The organism is Ferrovibrio terrae, assembly GCF_007197755.1.
GTDB lineage: Bacteria > Pseudomonadota > Alphaproteobacteria > Ferrovibrionales > Ferrovibrionaceae > Ferrovibrio > Ferrovibrio terrae.
Genome location: NZ_CP041636.1, coordinates 1,076,151 through 1,093,840 on the forward strand (window position 1 = coordinate 1,076,151; position 17,690 = coordinate 1,093,840).

Sequence of the window (17,690 nt, forward strand, 5' to 3'; positions counted from 1 at the left end):
CTTGTCCCGGCCATCCACGTCTCGGCGACGTCAACATAGGAAGGCGTGGATGCCCGGCACAAGGCCGGGCATGACAACTTTGTTTTTGAAAAGCCCTACGCCATCGCCGAGGGCGCGGTGACCAGATCGACCGGCTGGTCGAGGTCGTTGCCGGTGCGCTCGAAGCCCTTGCGCCAGTCATTCAGGTGACGGCGCGTCCATAGCCGGCCCAGTTCGACATCGCGCAGCTTCAGCGACTGCACCAGCATGCGATGCGCTTCCACCAGGCGGCGGCCGCCCTGTTCGGTGCCCTGCACCGCCACATGCGTGGTGGGATAGATCAGCATGTTGGAGGGTTCGCGCGCCAGTTCGAGCACGCGGTTGCGCGCGGTCTTTTCCAGCATGACGTGGAATTCGCTGTCATAGGCGGCGACGGCGGACGGATCGTCGAGCGAGGCCTCGGTGGCGTCGATATTGGCTTCCAGCGTTGCGATCTCTTCCTGGGTGGCGCGTTCCACGGCGAGGTCGATGGTCGCCAGGCTGAGCGCCATGGTCGCTTCCCACAATTCGCGGAAGGTGACCTGGTGCAGGATCAGCGCGCGGCTGGCGCGGGTGGCGAGCTGGTCGTAATGCGGCAGGCCGACGGCAAGGCGGCGGCTGGAATCGCGCTGCACCATGCCGCTCTGTTCCAGCAGTCGGATGCCTTCACGCACGGTTGATCGGTTGACGCCGAACTGGCGCACCAGCTGCGCCTCCGTGCCGATCGGGTCGCCGGGGCGCAGGCGGCCGGACAGAATCTCGCGCTCGATGGCTTCGGCGACCATCTGGTAAGCGGGCACCGGCGTGAGCCGCGCAAATTTCTCGGCAACCTCAGACATTTAATCCCCCGACGAACGTTCGTCCGCATAATCGGAAACTGACATCAGCATCGACGCAGACGCGAATCGTTCGAAAACACCCGTGTACTCTAGCGGCCGCAGTTCTACCGGCGACCCATACCATGGTCCAGCAGCCCGGCCGGTTCCTGGCATCGAACAGTGTTTGACTTGGGTCGGATTGTCCGACAATCATAGCCTCCAAGCAAAATAAAAATCGGCCCGGGAGGCCAAACGCTGATGAAGAGCCTGACCAGGCTGGCCGCCACGGCCAGCATTGCCATCCTTGCGCTCAACGCCCCGCAGGCTCTGTCGGCCGAGCTGCTGCCCAAGGCCGATCCGGCCAGTGTGGGCTTTTCCGCCGAGCGGCTGGCGCGCATCGGCACGCGCCTGAAGGCCGACTCCGAGGCCGGCACCATTCCCGGCGCCGTGGTGCTGGTCGCCCGCGAAGGCAAGATCGCCTATTTCGAGGCCTTTGGTGTGCAGGACCCGCAGACCAAGGCGAAGATGACGCGCGACAGCATCTTCCGCATGTATTCGATGACCAAGCCGATCGTCACCGTCGCGGCGATGATGCAGGTGGAGGAAGGCCGCTATCACGTCAGCGACCCCGTCGCGCGCTTCATCCCGTCGTTTGGCAAGGTGCAGGTTGGCGTCGAAAAGCCGCCTGCCGAGGCCGGTGGCAAGCCGACACTGGAGCTCGTGGCGCCGCGCCGTGCGATGAGCGTGCAGGACCTGATGCGCCACAGTTCAGGCATTACCTATGGCTTCTTCGGCGTCGGCGCCGTGAAGGCGATGTATGGCGAGGTGCTGAACGGCGATCCGGACAATGCGGAATTCGCCGAACGCATCGCCAAACTGCCGCTGGCCTATCAGCCCGGCACGGTGTGGGATTACAGCCATTCGACCGACATTCTCGGCCGCGTGGTGGAAGTGGTCGACAAGAAGTCGCTGTACAATTCGCTGAACGACCGCCTGCTCAAGCCGCTGGGCATGAAGGACACCGCCTTCTATGTCACCGATGCCGCCAAGCAGGGCCGCGTCGCCGAGCCCTTCCCCGATGACCGCAGCCTGGGCGGCGGCGTCGAATTCTTCGATCCGCGTAAAAGCGGCAAATTCGAAGGCGGCGGCGGCGGCCTGACCGGCACCGCGATGGATTACGCGCGCTTCCTGCAGATGCTGGTGGATGGTGGCGCGCAGAACGGCAAGCGTTACCTGAGCCCCAAGATCCTCGCCTATATGACATCGGATCACATGGGCACCGGCGTAACGCCCGGCCCGTATTACCTGCCAGGCCCCGGCTATGGCTTCGGCCTCGGCTTCGGCGTGCGCACGGCGGCCGGCGTGTCTGCCGATCCCGGCAGCGTCGGCGATTATTACTGGGGCGGCGCGGGCGGTACTTACTTTTGGGTCGACCCGAAAGAGAAGATGTTCGTCGTCTTCATGATGCAGTCGCCCAAGCAGCGCCTGACCTATCGCGCAGCGATGCGCGACATGGTCTACGCCGCCATGACCAAATGAGCATGACTGTGCTGCGCCGGCTGTTCGCGCGCCTGTTTGCCATGCTGCGTCCCGCGCGGGCGCCGGCACAGGCGCGCGGCAACGCCGCAGCGCATGTGCCCATCAGCAGCTTCCATCGTCGCTTTCCGGGCCGCACGCCGGCGCAGGACCTGCGACGCAATCTGGGCTGGGTCGCCGTCTTGCCGGCCCGCTCGCATCGGGATCGCCGCGCTTGAGTGGGCCGCAGGGCCGGATTTTCAGCGCGACCACGGCATTCGCTGCAATGACGGTGAATCGGCGGAGCAGAAGCCGCCGCAACAAAACAGGATGGAGGAAATGATGTCCAACGGTTACCGGACAGGCTTGACCGCGCTCGCGCTCGGCCTCGGATTGTCGGCCCTGGCAGTGCCCGCCATGGCGCAAGTGAAGATCGCGTTCATTGATCCGCTGTCGGGTGCCATGGCGCCGATCGGTGAACACGGCGTGAAGCATTTCCAGCACATGATCGAGAAGATCAATGCGGCAGGCGGCGTGAATGGCCAGAAGATGGAACTTCTGACCTATGACAACAAGCTGAGCCCGCAGGAGACCGTGATCGCGGCGCAGAAGGCCATCGATGCCGGCGCGCGCGTGCTGACGCTGGGCAACGGCTCGGGTGCCGCGGCGGCGATGATCGACTTCGTCAACAAGCACAACGAGCGCAATCCCGGCAAGGAAGTGGTCTACCTGAACTATGCCGCGGTGGACCCGGCCTTCACCAACGACAAGTGCAGCTACTGGCATTTCCGCTGGGACGCGCATAGCGACATCAAGATGCAGGCGCTGACCAGCTACATCAAAACCCAGCCCGGCATCAAGAAGATCTACCTGATCAACCAGGACTACTCGTTTGGCCAGGCCGTGCGTAAAGCCGCCAACGAAATGCTGAAGGCCAAGCGGCCGGATATCCAGATCGTCGGCGACGAGCTGCATCCGCTCGCCAAGATCACCGACTTCGCGCCCTATATCGCCAAGATCAAGGCCAGCGGCGCCGACACCGTGATCACCGGCAACTGGGGCAGCGACATTTCGCTGCTGCTCAAGGCCTCGGCCGATGCCGGCCTGCAGGTGAATTACTACACCTACTATGCCGGTGGCGCCGGCGGCCCGACCTCGGTGAAGCAGACCGGCCTGAAGGACAAGGTGTTCCAGATCACCGAAGGCCTCGCCAATATCAACACCAAGGAAAACTTCGCCTGGGAAGAAGACTTCCGCAAGAAGTCGGCCGGCCATGGCTGGTGGTATCCGCGCGTCCGCAACGAGATGGACATGCTGGCCAAGGCGATGAACGAAGCCAAGTCGAACGACCCGAAGGTGTTTGTCGAGAAGCTGCGCGGCATGAAGTACAAGGACATCTACGGCAAAGACACTTACATGCGCGCCGAAGACCACCAGTTCTTCCAGAACATCTACATCTCCGCCCTCACTCCGATGGCTGGCGATATGAAGTTCGATGAAGAGAATACCGGCTGGGGCTGGAAGCTGACGGCCACCGTGCCGATGGGCGAAACCGACGTGCCCACCAGCTGCAAGATGGCGAAGCCGAGCTGACGACCTGAGAGGCGGCGGCCCCGGAGCATCGGGGCCGCCGTTTTTTCCGATAAGATCGTCATGTCCGCGAAAGCGGGCACCCAGCAAAACGAACGACTGGACTCCCCCGGATGAGTTTCTGGCGCGGGAGTGACGAAACAAATAAGAATGATACAGGGTCGCATCTGCTTAACGGGGGCGTGCATTGCTCGAACTGGTGATCTTCTCCACGCTGAATGGCGTGCTGTACGGTATGCTGCTGTTCCTGCTGGCCAGCGGCCTGACCCTGATCTTCTCGATGATGGGCGTGCTGAATTTCGCCCATGCCAGCTTCTACATGCTGGGCGCCTATTTCGGTTTCCAGATCAGCCAGTGGCTGGATTTCTGGGTCGCGCTGTTTGTCGCTCCCGTCTGCGTCGGCCTGGTCGGCGCCGCGGTCGAGCGCTGGGGTCTGCGCACCGTCCATAAATGGGGCCATGTGCCCGAACTGCTGTTCACCTTCGGCCTCGCCTTCGTGATCGAGGAAATGGTGCAGATGATCTGGGGCAAGCTGCCGGTGGACTACCGCGTGCCGCGGCTGCTGGATTTCCCCGCCTTCGAACTGTTCGGCACCACCTATCCCGCCTTCCGCATGTTCATGCTGCTGATCTCGGTGGCGATCTTCCTGGTGCTGCTGATGATCCTGACGCGCTCGCGCATCGGCCTGATCATCCAGGCAGCCCTTACGCATCCGAACATGGTGGCGATGCTGGGCCATAACGTGCCCAAGGTCTTCATGATGGTGTTCGGCTTCGGCTCGGGTCTTGCCGGCCTCGCCGGCGTGATCGCCGGCCCGGCACTGGTGACGCAGCCCAGCATGGCGCATGTGCTGGGCCCGATCCTGTTTGTGGTCGTTGTGTTCGGCGGGCTGGGCTCGCTGCCCGGCGCCTTCATCGCCTCGCTCATGATAGGCCTGATCCAGACCTTTGCCATCGCGATCAACTATTCGATCGGCGACCTGCTCAGCACGGTCGGCATGGCGCGGCCGGTGCAGGGCATGCTGAGCGATCTGTGGCAGGTGACGGTGGCGCAGGTCGGCCCGGTGGTGCCGTATCTGATGCTGGTGCTGATCCTGATCTTCCGGCCCACGGGCCTTATGGGCACGCGGGAGAGCTGACGATGACCGATACGACTTTGACTGCTCCGCGCGGTAATCCGGCGCTCGACCTGCTGCGGCGCTATGGCATCTGGGTGATCGCGCTCATCGTGATGCTCGTGCTGCCGAAGATTTTCACCTCGGGCGCCGCGCTCACCACCATGTGCCTGATGGGCATCATGATCGTGTTCTCGCTCGCCTATAACATGCTGCTGGGCCAGACCGGCATGCTGAGCTTCGGCCATGCGGTCTATTACGGCCTCGGCGGCTTCCTGGCCGTGCATGCGATGAACGTGATCTCGGCCGGCAAGCTGCCGATCCCGCTCCCCGTCGTGCCGCTGGTCGGCGGCCTGATGGGACTGATCTTCGGCTTCATCTTCGGCGCAGTCTCAACGCGCCGCGCCGGCACGGTCTTCGCCATGATCTCGTTAGGCCTTGGCGAATTGATTGCGTCCCTCTCACTGATCCTGCGCGGCTTCTTCGGCGGCGAGGAAGGCATCAATGCCAACCGCACCAAGATGCTGTCGCTATGGGGCGTGCGCTTCGGGCCGCAGATCGAGGTCTATTACCTGATCGCCAGCTGGTGCTTTGTCTGCATGATCGCCATGTATGCCTTCACCCGCACGCCGCTGGGCCGCATGTGCAACGCGGTGCGCGACAATCCCGAACGCGCCGAATTCGTCGGCTATTCCACGCAGATGGTGCGGTTCATCACCTTCTGTATTTCAGGATTCTTTGCCGGCATTGCTGGCGGCCTGGCCGCGATCAATTTCGAGCTGATGAATGCGGTGAATATCTCGGGCGCGCAGTCGGGCTCGGTGCTGCTGATGGCTTATATCGGTGGCATCGGGCATTTCATGGGCCCGGTGCTGGGCGCGGTCTTGGTGGTGCTGCTGCAGGTGTTCCTGAGCGACCTGACCGGCGCCTGGATGCTCTATTTCGGCCTGATCTTCATCATGATGGTGATGTTCGCGCCAGGCGGCATCGCCGGGCTGATCATGCTGCATCTGCCGCTGTGGCAGCGCGGCACCCTGCTGCAGATCGTGCCGGCTTACGCCGTCATGCTGGTGCCGGCGCTGATGGGCGTGGCCGGAGCCGTCGCGCTGATCGAGACCGCGCATCACCAGCTGGTCAAGACCGGCACCGAAGGTCCGGCGATGAAACTGTTCGGCATCGCCTACAATTCCAACACCGTGCTGCCCTGGATCGTGGCGCTGGCGCTGATCGGCGGCGGCGTGGTGCTCGGCAAACTCTGGGGGCCGCACATGGCCGATGCCTATTCCAATGCCGCCCATGGCAAGGAGGCCTCGAAATGACTGCCTTGGGCCTGCATGACGTCCACAAATCCTTCGGCATCACGCCGATCATCCGCGGCGTGTCGCTGGATGTCGGCAGGGGCGAACGCCACGCCATCATCGGCCCGAACGGCGCCGGCAAGTCGACGCTGTTCCACCTGATCTCGGGCCGCTTCCCGCTGAGTGAGGGCAGCATCAGCCTGAATGGCGAGAATATCACCGGGCTGAAACCCTACCAGATCAACCGGCGCGGTCTCTCCCGCTCGTTCCAGGTCACCAATATCTTCCCCAAGATGACGGTGTTCGAGAATGTGCGCTGCGGCGTGCTGTGGCATCTGGGCTACCGCTATTCCTTCTGGCACAACACCCGCAAGCTGAAGGATGCCAACGACCGCGCCATGGCGGTGCTGCAGCAGATCGGCCTGGCCGACCGCGCCATGCTGCCGGCCAGCTTCCTGACCTATGCCGAGCAGCGCGCACTGGAAATCGGCATCACCATCGCCGGCGGTGCCGAGGTGGTGATGCTGGACGAACCGACGGCCGGCATGAGCCGCTCCGAGACCGCGCATTTCGTCAGCCTGATCCGCAAGGTGACGGAAGGACGCACGCTGGTGATGGTGGAGCATGACATGGGCGTGGTGTTCGATCTGGCCGACCGTATCTCGGTGCTGGTCTATGGCCAGATCATCGCCTGCGATACACCGGCCAACATCCGCAACAGCAAGGCGGTGCAGGAAGCTTACCTGGGCCAGGCCATGGAGGCCGAACACTGATGTCTGAAGCAATGCTGCAAGTCCGCGACCTGCATGCCTATTACGGCAAGAGCCATATCCTGCATGGCGTGAGTTTCGAGGTGAAAACCGGCGAGATCGTCTCGCTGCTGGGCCGCAACGGCGTCGGCCGCTCGACCACCATCAAGGCGATCATGGGCGATGTGCCGCCGCAGGGCTCGATCCTGTTCAAGGGCGCCGAGATCGCCGGCAGGAAGCCGCATGAGATCGCGCGACTGGGGCTCGGCTACGTGCCCGAGAACCGCGACATCTTCCCGGCACTGACGGTGCGCGAGAATCTCTATCTCGGCCAGAAGGACACCAAGGCCAGCGGCCGCTGGTCGATGCAGGACATGTTCGAGATCTTCCCGCGCCTGGAAGAGCGCGCCGACACCCAGGCCGGCGTGCTGTCGGGCGGCGAGCAGCAGATGCTGACCATGTGCCGCACGCTGATGGGCGACCCCGACCTGATCATGGTGGACGAGCCGACCGAAGGCCTCTCCCCCATGATGGTGGAGCGCGTGGCCGAACTGCTGGAGCGCATCGCCAGCCGCGGCGTCTCGATCCTGCTGGTCGAACAGAAGCTGACGATCGCGCTGAAGATCTGCCAGCGGCTCTATGTGATGGGCCACGGCCATATGGTCTTCGAGGGCACGCCGCAGCAGCTGAAAGACAACGCCGCCATCCGCAAGGAATGGCTGGAGGTTTAAAGACCTCCATTCGCCACCCCGGCCTTGAGCCGGGGTCCCATTTATTCGTTTATAAAATGGGATACCCGCTTTCGCGGGTATGACGACTAAGGCTTCAAACCGGCGTCACTACTTTCAGCCCGACAATGCCGGCGACGATCAGCCCGATGCAGACCAGCCGCAGCACGGTGGCGCTTTCGCCGAACAGGTAGATGCCGAGGATCGCGGTGCCGACCGTGCCGATGCCGGTCCAGATCGCATAGGCCGTGCCGAGCGGCAGCGTCTTCAGCGCGATGCCGAGCAGCACGATGCTGACCACCATCGAGAGTCCGGTCAAGATACTCGGCCATAACCGGGTGAAGCCGTCAGTGTATTTCAGGCCGATGGCCCAGCCGATCTCGGTGAGGCCGGCGATGACCAGGATGATCCATGCCATGGCGAATTTCCTTTCGCTCTAGCGGCGCGCGGCACGCAGTGGCCGGCGCTCTGCTGGCAGGGTCGTCCCCGCCCGATATGCAAAGAAAAAGCCGGGTCGTCCCGGCTTTTCCTCATATGGGGCCTGAAATTTGGAAAGGCAAGAGGATCAGAATTCCTGCCAGTCGTCGTCAGCATTGGCGGCAGGCGCCGGAGACGGACGCGGGGCCGGAGACGGAGCCTGCCGCGGCACGGGCCGAGGGGCGGCCTGAGCCTGCTGCACGGTTTTGGCAGCGACCACCGGCTTGGCAATGACCGGCTTTGCCGCCACCACCGGCTTCGGCGCTGCGGCCGGCGCAGCAGCGACGGGCCGCGCCACGGCCGGTGCGCCGCCGGTGCGGAAGAAGCCGACCAGTTCAGACAGCTGGCGACCCTGATCGGCGAGCGACTGCGCCGAAGCCGACGTCTCTTCGACCAGCGCGCCATTGCGCTGCGTCATTTCATCCATGCTGCCAACGGCGGTGTTGACCTGCTCCAGGCCGGTGGCCTGTTCGCGGCTTGCCGCCGCGATCTCGGCCACGATATCCGACACCTTCTTGATGGCGCCGACGATCTCGGTGAGCGAGGCGCCGGTCTGGTTGACCAGCGTGGCGCCGGTCTTCACCTGTGCATTCGACTCACTGATCAGCGCCTTGATGTCCTTCGACGCATTGGCGGAGCGCTGCGCCAGCGCACGCACTTCCTGCGCCACGACGGCAAAGCCCTTGCCGGCTTCACCCGCACGCGCGGCTTCGACCGACGCGTTCAGCGCCAGCAGATTGGTCTGGAAGGCGATCTCGTCGATCAGCCCGACGATGTCGCTGATCTTCTGCGCGCTGGCTTCGATCTGCGTCACGGCCGACACCGCATCGCTCACCACGCTGCCGCCCTTTTCGGCAGTGTCGCGCGCCACGGTCGCCAGCTGGCTGGCGGCCTGGGCGTTATCCGCATTCTGCTTCACCGTGGCAGTGATCTCGTGCATCGAGGCAGCGGTTTCTTCGATCGAAGCCGCCTGGCTTTCCGTGCGGCTGGCCAGATCCTGGCTGCCGCTGGAGATTTCCGCCGAGGCGGTGCGCACCGTCTCCGAGCTTTCCGCCAGCTTGCCGGCAAAGTCGCGCAGGCGGGTGACCGTTTCACGCGCGGCACCGGCCAGATCGCCGAAGGCGCCCTTATACTGGCCCGAGGCCGTGGCGGTGAGATCGCCATGGCTGAGGCCCTGCAGCACGCGGCCAAGATCGCTCAGCACGCTCTGCAGCGTATCGGCCAGGCCGTTCATCTGCTGCGACAGGTCGCGGAACACGCCATCCTTGCCGGCCATGTCGATGCGGCGCGAGAAGTCGCCATCGCCGACGGCAACGCAGAACTGCGCGATCTCGCGGCTGATCGCCGCTTCGCTTTCACGCTGTTCGGACAGGCGGCCGCGTTCGGCATCGGCGCGGCTGCGTTCGTCGGCTTCCATCTGCGCCTTCTCGTCGGCGTTGCGGCGGAAGACGGTGAGCGCCTTGGCCATGTCGCCCACTTCGTCGGTGCGATCGGCATAGCCGATCTCGGCCGACTGGCCTTCGGCGATGCGCGTCATCGTCGTGGTCATGGTGCCCAGCGGCGAGATCACGCGGCGCAGGAAGAAGATTGTGCCAAGGATCAGCAGGATGGCCGAAATCGCCGCAATGACAGTGTCGATCACCAGGGTGCTGGTGCGCTCGGCAATGATGGCATCGGCCAGCTTCAGCGTATCGGTGATCGCCACGTCGCGCAGATAGCCCGCCGTGTAGAGCTGCGGATTCTGCCGGCCGCGAAAATCGGCCATGGTGAAGGGATAGGCCTCGCCCTTGTCGCTGGCGGCGCGGATCGCGGCATAGATCGGCGGCAGGGTTTCGTAGAAGGCCTTGCGGGTCTCTTCCACCTTGGCCTTCATCTCGGCCGAGGCATCTATCGCCTGCACACCCATGACGATACGCGCCCAGATCGCATCCACCCTGCCGGTCTGTTCGGCCAGCATGATGGAGGTGTTCGGCGGAATCGGCTTGCCCGAGGCGACCACATTGACCGTGGCGGTGCCGCGCACGCTGGCCTCGGCGCGCATGTCGGCCGCCAGGCGCGCGATTTCCATCGGCGCAGAGATGTCGCCATCGGCGTGATTGATCGCGGCGCCGATCTGGTTGAGCATCGGCATGACATCGTTCACCACCTTGGTGAGCGCCGGCACATAGCCGTTCATCACATCGGCGGGGCGGTCGGCCAGCGGCCGGGAGATCGCCGCCTCGGTGCGGGCGCGCCAGTCGTCCAGCGTCGCCTTCATCGCTTCGATGCGGCGGATGTCGATGGCCGGATGACCGGAGGCGCGTGCCGCCGCCAGCGCCGCGGCAATCGTGTCGTCGGTGGTCTTGCGCGGCTTGGCGATGAACTCGCCCTTCGGATCGGTGGTCTTTTCGTCGCGCAGCGCCGCGTTATAGGCGCCGCGCTCGATGCCGAGCAGTTCGACGATGCGCAGCAACTCGCCCTGGGTGGCGGCAAGGCCGCGCGCGGTGACGGCATTCTGGCGTTCCCCATAGCCGTCGTGGATCACCTGCCCAGATTCAAAGAGTATGATGCCGGCGAGGATGGCGATGAAAAGCAAAAAGCTGGCGCGGATGCGCATGGCGGTCTCCTGACACCCGGGGCGGGTAATCTCCAAGGGCGAGATTTAAGCTGACGCGAGCGCAACCGGCCATGGGGGATTACCGATAGTTACCGGTATTTAATCTCCGCCACCGCTGCGTATAACTTTTCCGTAAAGTTTCTGCCGCGGACCAGGCCCGGAGCCGATAAGAGCCGGCATATCGGCCACCTCCGGTGGCAAACCCCGTCAGCCATCGCGACAAGAAAAAGCGGCTGCCATCTTGCGATGGCAGCCGCTGGATTGTCCGGACGGAGGGGCGAAGAGCCCGGACAGGTCTGCGATGTGTCGCGTTACTCGGCGGCGGCGGCGATCTCGCCGCTCAGCGCCTTTTCGCCATCGATCACGGCGGCGACGGCATGCACCACAGCGGCGATGCGCACGGCCTGCTGCACCTGTTCCTCGCTGAAGCCATGCTTGCGCAGCTGCGCCTCATGGCTCTCGACGCACATGCCGCAACCATTCACCGCCGAGACGGCGAGCGACCAGAGTTCGAAATCGGCCTTGTCGACGCCCGGCTTGCCGATGACGTTCATGCGCAGTTTGGCCGGCATCGTCTTGTAGTTGGCGCTCGGCTCATGCGCCATCATATGGACGAAGCGGTAATAGATGTTGTTCATGCCCATGATCGCGGCGGCGGCCTTGGCGGCTTCCAGCGCTTCCGGCGACAGCCTGGGCGCGAATTCGGCAACGATGGCCTGGATCACGCTGGCTTCGCGCGAGGCGAGCGCGGTGGCGATGAAGGTGCCGGCGCGCTGCTGTTCGGTCAGGCCCGGTTCAGTGGCCAGCGAACCCAGGTTGAGCTTGAGGTCGCGGGCATATTCGGGCAGGCGGGTCTTCAGGCTGTCGAGGCTCATGGCGGAATCCTTTTTTATCTTAGCAGGTCTGGGGAGGCTTTCGCCGCGCGCCCGGGGAGAGCACGCGGCGATTCCTGACTCTGGATGGGCCTTGCTGAAACCGGCTTAGGCGGCCGGCTTCAGAACCTCTTCGCCCTTCTGCCAGTTGCAGGGGCAGAGTTCGTCGGTCTGCAGTGCGTCGAGCACGCGCAGCACTTCAGCCGGGTTGCGGCCGACGCTGAGATCGTTCACCGACACGAAGCGGATGATGCCTTCCGGATCGACGATGAAGGTGGCGCGCAGGCAGACGCCCTCGGCCTTGTCGAGGATGCCGAGTTCCTGGCTCAGCTCGCGCTTGATGTCGGCCAGCATGGCGAACGGCAGATCCTTCAGGTCGGCGTGGTTGTTGCGCCAGGCCAGATGGACGAATTCACTGTCGGTCGACACGCCGTAGACGACGGTGTCGCGGTCGTTGAAGTCACCATTCAGCTTGCCGAAGGCGGCGATCTCGGTCGGGCAGACGAAGGTGAAATCCTTCGGCCAGAAGAACACCAGCTTCCACTTGCCCTTGTCGGACTCGCTCGAAATGTCGGTGAAGGCTTTCTTCAGGTCGGTCGAAACGACGGCCTTCAGGTTGAAGGCGGGAAACTTGTCGCCAATGGTCAGCATGGGTAATCGCTCCTCTAACTTTGCTTGGTCTTGGTTCAGGCCCGGCCAAGTCATCTGGCCAAGCCTATCTGGGGGCGGCGGCGGGCTGGTCCCCGCGCCATGGCCAAAAACAGGCCCGCGCAGGTCTCGTCCCGCTCAGGAGTGATAATTAGACGCTTTCTAATTATCGTTCAAACTGATAATTCCGATAGAAATAATCGATTTTATCGATTAAATAGCATCCATGCTCAGCTCTCCCTCGCTCCGGCAATGGCAGTATCTGGTCTCCCTGGCGGAAAACCGGCATTTCGGCCGTGCCGCCGAGGCCTGTTTCGTCACCCAGTCGACGCTGTCGGCCGGCATCCAGGAGCTCGAAACCCAGCTGGGCGCGGCTCTGGTCGACCGCACCAAACGAAAAGTCGTGCTGACTCCGCTGGGCGAGGATCTGGCGGGCCGGGCGCGCGAACTGCTCGGCCAGGCCGAAGACATGGTGCTGATGGCGCGCGCCGCCTCGGTGCCCTTGAGCGGACCTTTGCGGCTGGGCGTGATCCCGACGATTTCGCCTTTCCTGCTGCCGCGCGTGCTGCCCGCTTTGCGCAAGCGCTTCCCGGCCCTGCGGCTGTTCCTGCGCGAGGACCTGACCGCGCGACTGATCGAGCAGCTGCAGGCCGGCAAGCTGGACCTGCTGCTGATCGCCCTGCCCTATGAGGGCGGCGCACTGGATACCATGACGCTGCTCGACGACGATTTCCTGGTGGCCTGCCGCGAGGATCACCCGCTGGCGCGGCGCAACGCGGTCAAACTCGACGAACTGAGCGAGACGCCGCTGCTGCTGCTGGAAGACGGCCACTGCCTGCGCGACCACGCGCTGGCCGCCTGCCGCCTGACGCCCTCACCACGCCATGACGGTTTCGCCGCCACCTCGCTGCACACGCTGGTGCAGATGGTCGATAGCGGACTCGGCGTCACACTGTTGCCGCGGCTGGCGCTCGACGCCGGCATCCTGCGCGGCACCGACGTGACGACGCGGCCGCTGAACGATGACGGCGCGGCCTCGCGCCAGATCGGCCTGGCCTGGCGGCGCGGCACGCAGCGCGCCAAGGAATTCACCCTGTTCGGCGAAGCGCTGGTGACCGGCCTGCGCAAGCCCGAGCGCTCTTCACCTGCCGCTTCATCGTCGCATTCCAGGAAAGCCTGATCCGTATGTCGAAAACCCTGATCCGTCCCGCCACCATCGCGGATGCCGAAACGATTCTCTCGCTGGTGCAGGCGCTGGCGATCTATGAGAAGGAACCGCTGAGCAGCGTGAAGGCAACGGCAGAGGATTTCCGCCGTGATGGCTTTGGCAATGAGAAACGCTTCGAGGCGCTGATCGCCGAGCTCGATGGTGCGCCTGTCGGCTTCGCGCTCTACTTCCACAACTACTCGACCTGGGAAGGCCGCGCCGGACTGTTCGTCGAGGACCTGTTCGTGCTGGAAACCGCGCGCGGCCATGGCCTGGGCCGCCAGCTGATCACGGCACTGGCGGCGATTGCCGATGCGCGCGGCTGCAAGCGTCTCGATCTCAATGTGCTCGACTGGAATCCGACGCGCGAATTCTATCATCGCCTCGGCATCAACCACAAAACCGAGTGGCTGCCTTACCGGATGACGCAGCCCGAGCTCGCCCAACTGGGCGAGCAGGCCGATCCGGCCTGGTTTCCCCGCAGGCCATAACCGGCAGCCCTGAGCGCAGCGCGGGGACAAAAGCCTTTGTCGTTCCACGCCCGAGTGTGACAAACTGACCTCCGGGCATCAGGCCCGGGGAGAGAAACCACCCGGCATGGACAGGCGCGACGCTGCCACAGAATCCGTAAGCCCGCGACGCTGGCGCGGCAGTCTGCCGCGCGGATTCGTTCCCCTGATCGTGGCTGTCGTGCTGCTGCTCGCCGCCACCGGTGGTCTCGCGCTGTCGCTCGTGCTGAACCAGCGCAGTGCCGAGCAGGATCGCACCGTGCTGCAGGGTGCAGGACTCACGCGCACGCTGGCCGATGCCGCCCAACGCCAGATCGACGTGGCCGACCTGCTGCTGCAATTCGCCGCCGCCGAAGCCAGCGACCGCATCAGCCGCGGCCTGACGCCAAGCGATGCCGTGGTAGCGCTGCTGACCGACCGCATCGCCGCCATGCCGCAGGTCGATGCCGTGCATGTCTACGACGAGCGCGGCCGTTTCTGGTTCGCCGTCGGCGAAGGGTCGATGCCGCTGGAAATCGGCTGGCATCCGGATTTCCAGCGCCATCGCGACGGCGCGGTGCAGCAGATTGTGGCCGCCCAGCTGGCGGGTGATCCGCGCGTCTGGCTCAGCCGCCGCATCAGCCGCAACGATGGCAGCTTTGCCGGCGTGCTGATCTCCACATTGCGCATCGACCTGCGCGCCCTGCTCGATCCCGGTTATTCGCCGCTGTCGGTGGCGACACTGGCACTGGTGCATGACGAAGGCCGGCTGATCACCGGCTGGCCGCAGCCGCGCGCCGTGCAACTGGCTGGCCTGCTCGGCTTCATCAGCGGCCTGCAGGGTTACAGCGCCACCGAAGCCGAGCCGCTGTACTGGGCGCGATTGAACGAACTGCCGATCACCCTGCTGCTGCAGCTCGAACCGTTGCCGGCCGACAGCGCATGGCGGCGCGCTGCCGTCGGCTTCGGCATCCTGTTCGGCATCGTCATGCTGGGCGCCATCGCCGCCGTCTGGGGCACCTGGCGCCAGCTCAGGCGCCGCATCGCGACGGAATCGCTGCTGCGCGGCCTGATGGACAATCCACCGCTGGTGATGACGCTGCAGGATCCGCAGGGCCGCTACCTGATGGTGAACCGGCATTTCGCGCAGCAGTTCCGCCGCACCGAGGAAGACCTGGCCGGACGCTTCGCCAATGAAATCTTCCCGCCCGAACTGGCAGCAAGGCTGACCCAGCAGGTGGAGGAAACCGTGCGCGCCGGCTCGCCGCAGACCTACGACATGCGCATCCCCGACATCAAGGGCGAGTTGCGCGACTACATGCTGGTGCGGTTTCCGATCTACGACCAGGACGGCACGCTGCTGGCGGTCGGCAGCATCGCCACCGAGATCACCGAACGCAAACGGCTGGAAGCGGCGTTGCGCGAACAGGCCGAGGTGCGCGAGCGCCTGGCCGAGAATTATGCGCGCCAGCGCGAAGTGGCCGAGACCGCCAACCGCGCCAAGAGCGAATTTCTCGCGCATATGAGCCACGAACTGCGCACGCCGCTGAATGCCATCATCGGCTTCGCCGACATGATCGCCGGCCGCATGCTGGGTCCGCAATCGGCCAAGTATTTCGAATATGCCGAGGATATCAGCGGCAGCGCGCATCACCTGCTGGGCGTGATCAACGACATCCTCGATGTCTCGAAAATCGAAAGCGGCCGCTTCGAACTCGAACTGCGGGAGCACGACCCGCACGATCTGGTCGATGACAGCCTGCGGCTGGTGCGCGGCCGTGCCCGCGAGGCCAAGCTGCAGGTGGTGAACGCTTTGCCCGAAGACCTGCCGCCGATGCTGGTGGATGCGCGCGCGGTGAAGCAGATCCTGATCAACCTGCTGGGCAATGCCGTGAAGTTCACACCGGGCGGCGGCAGCGTGACGGTGGAAGGCCGGCTGACCGACGATGGCGGCCTCGCCTTCACGGTGGCGGATACCGGCATCGGTATCGCCGAGGAGAATCTGGAACGCGTGTTCGAGCCCTTCTGGCAGGCCGATGCCGGCATCCGGCGCAGCGAGGGCAGCGGGCTGGGCCTGAATATCTGCCGCAAGCTGATCGACCTTCATGGCGGCAGCATCAGCGTCGCATCCACGCTGCAGCAGGGCACCCGCGTCACCGTCAGCTTCCCGCCGAACTGCCTGCTGAAACCCGCACAGGCCTGAGCATCAGCCGCAAAAGAAAACGGCGCGTCTTGCGACGCGCCGTTGTCCGGAAGAGTTGAAGCCTGGTTGCCGTTACTGCTTGATGGGCAGCGTTTCGATCTCGCTGCCAGCATCGGCGGCGCGGCTGATCGAGGTCGGCGAAACGTTGGGCTGCTTCGACGCGCGGTTGGCGATCTCGTCGGCGCGACGCTGGCGATAGACGGTGCGCAGCGTGACGTAATAGTCGAGCGAGGTCTTTTCCAGGTTGTCGAGCGTCTCGAGCAGCTGGGCGCGCGCATCGATGCCGGTCAGGGCGGTGCGGGCGTAGATCAGGCCTTCGCGATCGGTGTTGTTCAGATACCAGTTCACCGGATCGGCGACGGAATCGACCACCACGCCAGTCAGGTCGCGCGGATTGGACGGGCCGAGGATCGGGATGAAGAGATACGGGCCTTCGCCATTGCCCCAGGTGGCCAGCGTCTGGCCGAAGTCTTCGGTATGCGGCGCGATGCCGAACCACTTGTCGGCGGCATCATAGAAACCGAGCACGCCGACGGTGGAGTTGATGGCGAAGCGCTGCAGCGTGTCGCCGGCGCGGCCGGTCTCGCCCTGCAGCAGGTCGTTCGCCAGGATCACCGGGCTCTTCAGATTGATCAGGGCGCTGCGGATGCCGGTCTGCAGCGGCTGCGGGATCAGATTGGCATAGATGAAGGCGACCGGCTTCAGCAGGAAGTGGTCGACCACCTGATGGAATTCGAACAGTGCGCGGTTCACCGGCTCGAGCGGATCATTCACGGCGTCGAAATCGGCGCGCGCCTGGGGATCGGCGGGCGGCGTGGCACAGGCGGTGAGCATTCCGGTGGAGAGGAGCGCAACTGCCGCGAGGGTCTTCCACTGGGACATGCGCTGACCAAACTCGCGCGGGGCAACGGACATGATGCTGGGACCTTCTTGATTATTCTGAGGCTTATCTTATCGGGTATCCGCCATTCCGGCGCAAGCGCAATCCCGGTGACCGTGATGGCCGGCACTCGTAACCGGCGCGGAAGCCACGGATTTCTGCCCGGTGATGCAGTTCTGCAACAGGCCACCCGGACACTGCCCGGACCCCCTTCAAAAGGCAGCCCCGGGCTATCCCTGGGGATAGCCGGCGTCAGTGCCGGAGGCCGCCCCCGTCGCCGACTGCATCCCCCGGTTGCTCCGACTCGTCCTCTTCGTCGATTTCGACAGCCGGGATGGCATAGGCGCCTTTGAGCCAGCGGTTCAGGTCGACATTGGCGCAACGGGCTGAGCAGAACGGCGCGCGGTCGGATTCGGCCGGCTTGCCGCAGATCGGGCAGGTTTTGGAAACGGTCATGGCCGCAGCATACCGCACCGGAGCGAGGCGGTC

At 64.4% G+C, this 17,690-nt stretch carries 17 protein-coding genes; 10 read left to right on the forward strand and 7 right to left on the reverse strand.

Features of this window, described 5'->3' with window-relative positions; translation table 11 throughout:
- Positions 1–95: 95 nt before the first annotated feature.
- Positions 96–857 (reverse strand): FadR/GntR family transcriptional regulator, encoded by a 762-nt coding sequence (locus FNB15_RS05180; RefSeq protein WP_144067688.1) that lies wholly within the window; start codon positions 855–857, stop codon positions 96–98.
- Positions 858–1,094: 237 nt separating this feature from the next.
- On the opposite strand from FNB15_RS05180, the gene FNB15_RS05185 reads away from it, so the two are divergent.
- The 7 genes from FNB15_RS05185 to FNB15_RS05215 all read left to right on the forward strand — a co-directional run bounded on the left by FNB15_RS05185 (position 1,095) and on the right by FNB15_RS05215 (position 7,833).
- Positions 1,095–2,375, forward strand: coding sequence for a serine hydrolase domain-containing protein (locus FNB15_RS05185; RefSeq protein WP_144067689.1), 1,281 nt, complete (start codon positions 1,095–1,097; stop codon positions 2,373–2,375).
- Positions 2,372–2,590 (forward strand): hypothetical protein, encoded by a 219-nt coding sequence (locus FNB15_RS05190; protein WP_185973718.1) that lies wholly within the window; start codon positions 2,372–2,374, stop codon positions 2,588–2,590. The genes FNB15_RS05185 and FNB15_RS05190 overlap by 4 nt, the downstream gene beginning before the upstream one ends.
- 100 nt (positions 2,591–2,690) lie before the next feature.
- Positions 2,691–3,944: a branched-chain amino acid ABC transporter substrate-binding protein gene (locus FNB15_RS05195; RefSeq protein WP_221932746.1), complete on the forward strand. Its 1,254-nt coding sequence runs from the start codon at positions 2,691–2,693 to the stop codon at positions 3,942–3,944.
- Positions 3,945–4,128: 184 nt separating this feature from the next.
- Positions 4,129–5,079 carry a branched-chain amino acid ABC transporter permease gene (locus tag FNB15_RS05200; RefSeq protein ID WP_144067691.1) on the forward strand — a complete coding sequence of 317 codons (951 nt, stop codon included), beginning with the start codon at positions 4,129–4,131 and terminating at the stop codon, positions 5,077–5,079.
- A 2-nt stretch (positions 5,080–5,081) separates the two neighbouring features.
- Complete coding sequence (locus FNB15_RS05205; RefSeq protein WP_144067692.1) at positions 5,082–6,374, forward strand: branched-chain amino acid ABC transporter permease; 1,293 nt, start codon at positions 5,082–5,084, stop codon at positions 6,372–6,374.
- Complete coding sequence (locus tag FNB15_RS05210; RefSeq protein ID WP_144067693.1) at positions 6,371–7,126, forward strand: ABC transporter ATP-binding protein; 756 nt, start codon at positions 6,371–6,373, stop codon at positions 7,124–7,126. Before FNB15_RS05205 ends, FNB15_RS05210 begins: the two co-directional genes overlap by 4 nt.
- Positions 7,126–7,833: an ABC transporter ATP-binding protein gene (locus FNB15_RS05215; protein WP_246068794.1), complete on the forward strand. Its 708-nt coding sequence runs from the start codon at positions 7,126–7,128 to the stop codon at positions 7,831–7,833. Before FNB15_RS05210 ends, FNB15_RS05215 begins: the two co-directional genes overlap by 1 nt.
- Before the next feature lie 94 nt (positions 7,834–7,927).
- Here FNB15_RS05215 and sugE read toward each other — a convergent pair whose 3' ends face one another.
- The 4 genes from sugE to FNB15_RS05235 all read right to left on the reverse strand — a co-directional run bounded on the left by sugE (position 7,928) and on the right by FNB15_RS05235 (position 12,426).
- Positions 7,928–8,248 (reverse strand): quaternary ammonium compound efflux SMR transporter SugE, encoded by a 321-nt coding sequence (gene sugE / locus FNB15_RS05220; protein ID WP_144067694.1) that lies wholly within the window; start codon positions 8,246–8,248, stop codon positions 7,928–7,930.
- Positions 8,249–8,395: 147 nt separating this feature from the next.
- The gene (locus FNB15_RS05225; protein ID WP_144067695.1) at positions 8,396–10,903 is read right to left on the reverse strand and encodes a methyl-accepting chemotaxis protein; all 2,508 of its coding nucleotides are present in this window, start codon (positions 10,901–10,903) and stop codon (positions 8,396–8,398) included.
- 311 nt (positions 10,904–11,214) lie between these two features.
- Positions 11,215–11,778, reverse strand: a complete 564-nt coding sequence (gene ahpD / locus FNB15_RS05230) for an alkylhydroperoxidase, AhpD family (protein ID WP_144067696.1) — start codon at positions 11,776–11,778, stop codon at positions 11,215–11,217.
- Between the two features lie 105 nt (positions 11,779–11,883).
- Positions 11,884–12,426, reverse strand: a complete 543-nt coding sequence (locus FNB15_RS05235; protein ID WP_144067697.1) for a peroxiredoxin — start codon at positions 12,424–12,426, stop codon at positions 11,884–11,886.
- Positions 12,427–12,649: 223 nt separating this feature from the next.
- Between FNB15_RS05235 and FNB15_RS05240 the strand changes: the two genes are divergently transcribed.
- The 3 genes from FNB15_RS05240 to FNB15_RS05250 all read left to right on the forward strand — a co-directional run bounded on the left by FNB15_RS05240 (position 12,650) and on the right by FNB15_RS05250 (position 16,321).
- The gene (locus tag FNB15_RS05240; RefSeq protein WP_144067698.1) at positions 12,650–13,603 is read left to right on the forward strand and encodes a hydrogen peroxide-inducible genes activator; all 954 of its coding nucleotides are present in this window, start codon (positions 12,650–12,652) and stop codon (positions 13,601–13,603) included.
- Positions 13,604–13,608: 5 nt separating this feature from the next.
- Complete coding sequence (locus FNB15_RS05245) at positions 13,609–14,121, forward strand: GNAT family N-acetyltransferase (protein ID WP_144067699.1); 513 nt, start codon at positions 13,609–13,611, stop codon at positions 14,119–14,121.
- A 106-nt stretch (positions 14,122–14,227) separates the two neighbouring features.
- Complete coding sequence (locus tag FNB15_RS05250; RefSeq protein ID WP_144067700.1) at positions 14,228–16,321, forward strand: ATP-binding protein; 2,094 nt, start codon at positions 14,228–14,230, stop codon at positions 16,319–16,321.
- A gap of 72 nt (positions 16,322–16,393) precedes the next feature.
- Here the strand turns inward: FNB15_RS05250 and FNB15_RS05255 are convergent, their stop codons facing one another.
- Entirely contained in the window at positions 16,394–17,236 is an 843-nt protein-coding gene (locus FNB15_RS05255; RefSeq protein ID WP_246068795.1) for an MlaA family lipoprotein, read from the reverse strand.
- A gap of 217 nt (positions 17,237–17,453) precedes the next feature.
- The gene (gene yacG, locus FNB15_RS05260) at positions 17,454–17,657 is read right to left on the reverse strand and encodes a DNA gyrase inhibitor YacG (protein ID WP_144067701.1); all 204 of its coding nucleotides are present in this window, start codon (positions 17,655–17,657) and stop codon (positions 17,454–17,456) included.
- Positions 17,658–17,690: the final 33 nt, after the last annotated feature.

Bases quoted from the DNA above. Each gene is read 5' to 3' on its own strand.
- FNB15_RS05255 (WP_246068795.1), bottom strand. From the start codon at position 17,236: ATGTCCGTTGCCCCGCGCGAGTTTGGTCAGCGCATGTCCCAGTGGAAG.
- FNB15_RS05225 (WP_144067695.1), bottom strand. From the start codon at position 10,903: ATGCGCATCCGCGCCAGCTTTTTGCTTTTCATCGCCATCCTCGCCGGC.
- FNB15_RS05190 (WP_185973718.1), top strand. From the start codon at position 2,372: ATGAGCATGACTGTGCTGCGCCGGCTGTTCGCGCGCCTGTTTGCCATG.
- FNB15_RS05180 (WP_144067688.1), bottom strand. From the start codon at position 857: ATGTCTGAGGTTGCCGAGAAATTTGCGCGGCTCACGCCGGTGCCCGCT.
- FNB15_RS05245 (WP_144067699.1), top strand. From the start codon at position 13,609: ATGTCGAAAACCCTGATCCGTCCCGCCACCATCGCGGATGCCGAAACG.
- FNB15_RS05205 (WP_144067692.1), top strand. From the start codon at position 5,082: ATGACCGATACGACTTTGACTGCTCCGCGCGGTAATCCGGCGCTCGAC.
- yacG (WP_144067701.1), bottom strand. From the start codon at position 17,657: ATGACCGTTTCCAAAACCTGCCCGATCTGCGGCAAGCCGGCCGAATCC.
- FNB15_RS05210 (WP_144067693.1), top strand. From the start codon at position 6,371: ATGACTGCCTTGGGCCTGCATGACGTCCACAAATCCTTCGGCATCACG.
- ahpD (WP_144067696.1), bottom strand. From the start codon at position 11,778: ATGAGCCTCGACAGCCTGAAGACCCGCCTGCCCGAATATGCCCGCGAC.
- sugE (WP_144067694.1), bottom strand. From the start codon at position 8,248: ATGGCATGGATCATCCTGGTCATCGCCGGCCTCACCGAGATCGGCTGG.
- FNB15_RS05235 (WP_144067697.1), bottom strand. From the start codon at position 12,426: ATGCTGACCATTGGCGACAAGTTTCCCGCCTTCAACCTGAAGGCCGTC.
- FNB15_RS05250 (WP_144067700.1), top strand. From the start codon at position 14,228: ATGGACAGGCGCGACGCTGCCACAGAATCCGTAAGCCCGCGACGCTGG.
- FNB15_RS05185 (WP_144067689.1), top strand. From the start codon at position 1,095: ATGAAGAGCCTGACCAGGCTGGCCGCCACGGCCAGCATTGCCATCCTT.
- FNB15_RS05215 (WP_246068794.1), top strand. From the start codon at position 7,126: ATGTCTGAAGCAATGCTGCAAGTCCGCGACCTGCATGCCTATTACGGC.
- FNB15_RS05195 (WP_221932746.1), top strand. From the start codon at position 2,691: ATGATGTCCAACGGTTACCGGACAGGCTTGACCGCGCTCGCGCTCGGC.
- FNB15_RS05240 (WP_144067698.1), top strand. From the start codon at position 12,650: ATGCTCAGCTCTCCCTCGCTCCGGCAATGGCAGTATCTGGTCTCCCTG.